At 42.2% G+C, this 2,900-nt stretch carries 4 protein-coding genes; all 4 read right to left on the bottom strand.

All coding sequences use genetic code 11. From position 1 onward, the window contains the following. Positions 1 to 189 precede the first annotated feature (189 nt). Complete coding sequence (locus AACR75_RS00120; RefSeq protein ID WP_047691335.1) at positions 190 to 543, bottom strand: glyoxalase/bleomycin resistance/dioxygenase family protein; 354 nt, start codon at positions 541 to 543, stop codon at positions 190 to 192. A 139-nt stretch (positions 544 to 682) separates the two neighbouring features. Continuing rightward, on the bottom strand, positions 683 to 1,096 hold the full coding sequence (locus AACR75_RS00115; protein ID WP_047691333.1) for an RDD family protein: 414 nt from the start codon (positions 1,094 to 1,096) through the stop codon (positions 683 to 685). A gap of 158 nt (positions 1,097 to 1,254) precedes the next feature. Continuing rightward, positions 1,255 to 1,707, bottom strand: coding sequence for a GNAT family N-acetyltransferase (locus tag AACR75_RS00110; protein WP_031850675.1), 453 nt, complete (start codon positions 1,705 to 1,707; stop codon positions 1,255 to 1,257). Positions 1,708 to 1,852: 145 nt separating this feature from the next. Then, positions 1,853 to 2,206, bottom strand: coding sequence for a VOC family protein (locus AACR75_RS00105; protein ID WP_047691332.1), 354 nt, complete (start codon positions 2,204 to 2,206; stop codon positions 1,853 to 1,855). Positions 2,207 to 2,900 lie beyond the last annotated feature (694 nt).

The following is a 2,900-nucleotide window of genomic DNA, read 5'->3' as shown; positions in this document are numbered from 1 at the left end:
AACTTAAGCCAGAAAACATGGAATTTACCGTTCAATTCCAACTCGATTTAGCTGATAAAAACTCACTTTGCCTAACGCCCGCTTAAGGGGCAGCCAACGCTACTACCAAGCTTCCGCATAACATCGTAACCACAAAAACCAACGCATAGTGAAAATGCCACGCGTTGGCTGTCCCTCTTGAAGCGTTTGTTATGTGGCTTTGCCTCGTAAGCCAATTAAGTTACCAAATGGGTCTTCTACTTGACACATTGAAAGCCCATTTTCTATTTCCATTGGGCCTCTGTATAGCTTTGCGCCAAGAGCCTCAAAGCATGCTAATGACTTGGATAAATCGTTTACCGACCAATAAAGAACAGTACCATTTTTACCAGAGCCCACCTTTTCATCAGCTTGCACTATTTCAATAGAAAAGCCATTAAGGTCTAACACTGTAAAATCAAAATCTGAGTGATAAATAGGCTTCGCGTCAGAAAAGGCTTTTTGATACCAACTTAACCCCTGTTCTACATTAGGGACATGAATAAGAACTGCTGCTGGGGTCATATTTTCTCTCCTGCCACATAACGCCCGCTTAAGGGGCAGACAACGCTACTACCAACTTACCGCATGACACCGTAATCACCGAAACCAACGCATAGTAAAAATGCCGCGCGTTGGCTGTCCCTCTTGAAGCGTTTGTTAGCTAATTTACTACAACGATTGTTTTTGCCAGCTTGTCACCTAACCTCTGTCTTCTTTTGCCAAGAATAAAGACCGCGTCGATCATACCAATTATTGGTGTCAGAAGGTTACGAAAAAATGACTGAGGGAAACTACAACTTTTTCCTGTAACCGAATCTATAACTGAGATCCCTAGTAGTTTCTTACCGAGACTTTGCCCTTTAGGTAAACCGTCAGAAAGTAGAAAATATAAAGCAGCCGCCGAAAATGCTATTAAGCTTGATGAAGCTTGGGATAAACCAATTAAAGTACTGAGCCAAAGAAAGAAAATGAATATTGTGGCACTTATTGCACCATCAATGATTTGCCCTAGATAACGAAGACCCGGGCTTGCCAGCCTATGTGATTCAATGATCGAATCTCTATCTATTTCCACTTACTTTTCCTCCATGCGAGTTAGATGTCGAATAAATTTGCTAACGCCCGCTTAAGGGGCAGCCAACGCTACTACCAACTTTCCGCATAACACCGTAATCACCAAAACCAACGCATAGTAAAAATGCCGCGCGTTGGCTGTCCCTCTTGAAGCGTTTGTTATGCCTGTTTTACCTTTTGGGTGTAGTGTTCAAAAGCAACAACCTTATCATAACCTTCAGATTCATAGAGTGATTTTGCTTTGTCGTTAGTTGCTGAAGTCGCTAATTTAACGGTTAACGCGTTCGTTTCTTTCGCAAAACATTTCACTTTTTGGAGCAATGCTCTCGCAACTCCTTGGTTTCGGGATCCATCAGAAACGAATAGATCATTGAGATACCACATCGGTTTCATTGCGACAGATGAGAATGATGGGTAAAGTTGCACAAAACCAAGAGCTTCATTGCTTTCGGTCATAGCTAAAAAAATCACAGATTCATTATTAGCGAACCGATTTCTCAAAAATTCTCTAGCGGCATCAATATCCGATTTTTGCCCATAAAACTGACGATAATCATCAAATAAACTCACAATCTGATCTAATTCAGAGATTGAAGCCTTTAAAATCTTCATTTAACTCTCCTTGTCCATTAACAGGCATAACGCCCGGCTAAGGGGTTGACGACGCACCACCGAACTCAAAAAACACACTGTAAACCCTGAATTTCAATTTTGCACTAAAGTCGCCACGCGTTGGCAATCCCTCTTGAGCCGTTTGTTATGTGGCTATTCCACGTAAGCCAATTAGGTTACCAAATGGGTCTTCAACTTGGCATATCGACAACCCATTTTCGATTTCCATCGGTCCACGATATAACCTTGCGCCAAGAGCTTCGAAATGAGCCAAGGCTTCGACTAAATTAGCGACTGACCAATAGACAACAGTCCCTTTTTTACCAGAATCGACTTTCTCATCTGCTTGCACTATTTCAAGCGAGAAACCATTTAAATCAAGCACTGTAAAATCGAACTCTGGGTGACATACCAGAACCGCTTCGGGGAAAGCTTTTTGATACCACGCAAGACCAGATTTCACATCAGAAACATGAACAAGAACAGCTACTGGGGTCACATTCTCTCCTGCCACATAACGCCGCGTTAAGGGGTGAATGCCGCCTAAACCAACTTCCCGCAGACCACTTTCACCACAAAAACCAACCGCATACCAAAAATGCCACGCGGCATGAATCCCTCTTAAACGCCTTGTTATGTTTAAGACTCGAACGGTTAAGTTTTACGATACCAAGAGCTTAACTCGACTTAACTTTGAAAACCAAAACCAGACGCTAAAAAGCTGAATTAACTCATAAATTTGATTCTAATGATTTTGAGTTTTAGCGTGAGAAGCCGAAAACTGGAGTTGAAACTTTGAAACAAAGACGCTTTATTCGACTCACAAATGCACTGAGCTTTAATGAGGCAACTCTCAGAATTTTTCGCGCCCAAGAATTGGAGTCCAGAAAACAGCGCCCAATGAGGTTAACTTGCCGACAAGACCAAAATTAGAAAGCCGAGAATGCAAAGAAGAGATGCAACCAACTGATTTTACGTGATTAAACATAACGCCGCATTAAGTGGTGAGCAACGCAGACCACTGAACTCAAAGCATTGTGCCGTAAACACTGAAACTGAAGTAAACCAAAAATGCCGAACGTTGGGAATCCGTCTTAAATGCTTTGTTATGAGCCTTGGATTCAAGTACGAAGTGCGACACCTCTGAACATAAAAACAGTAAGGTGCGATAATCATGAAGTTTGCTCCCGCCA

Origin of the sequence: Vibrio sp. ZOR0018, assembly GCF_963865925.1 — a bacterium.
Classification (GTDB): domain Bacteria; phylum Pseudomonadota; class Gammaproteobacteria; order Enterobacterales; family Vibrionaceae; genus Vibrio; species Vibrio anguillarum.
Note: the sequence above shows the minus strand (reverse complement) of the source record. Positions and strands in the feature narration are given on the sequence as shown.